This is a genomic window from Vibrio sp. 704, assembly GCF_033339295.1.
Map to the genome: position 1 here is coordinate 1 of NZ_JAWOUH010000633.1, position 619 is coordinate 619.

Genomic DNA, 619 nt, shown 5'->3' on the forward strand with positions numbered 1-619 from the left:
TGAACAACACTTTTATTGAAACAACACCAAACTTTTCTGAAGTAGAAATTGGTGCAGCTCGCAATGCGTTTTTGAAATACGATCAAGAGCAGCAACTTCATTTGCTCACCATCATGCCAATAGATGAAGCGGTGGGGATTTTGAAGCACTGTTCTGTAGGGTATGTGAACAGTTTGATGCCTCAACTTGAGCATGCGGGTCATGATAAGCGTGCGCGTCACTATGCGCACCAATTGGGTTTGCATGTGTCGGAAGTTGATACTCCTGACGGTTACTTATCAACAGGCGTACTAGAGCATGTAAAGCAGCGAATAGGCTGGATTATTGCACTCGCTTTATTGGGGATCGTTTCTGGGCTGATTATTGCTCAGTATGAAGATACATTGAGCCAACTGGTTTTACTGGCAGTATACATGCCGGTGATTGCGGCGGCTGGTGGTAATACGGGAACTCAAGCGGCCACATTGGTCATTCGTGCATTGGCCACTGGTGAACTTAAAAAGCGTCAGTGGTTAGCAGTACTTTGGAAAGAAAGTCGCGTAGCGCTGTGTCTCGCATTAGCGATCGCAATAGTTATGGTTGGACGCATTATGCTTTTTAGTGCCGGCCAATCTACGGG

Annotated in this window: 1 protein-coding gene; it reads left to right on the forward strand. The window is 46.2% G+C overall.

Features of this window, described 5'->3' with window-relative positions; translation table 11 throughout:
* The coding region (locus R7R24_RS28200; RefSeq protein WP_318120378.1) for a magnesium transporter at positions 1–619 on the forward strand (619 nt) is incomplete at both ends.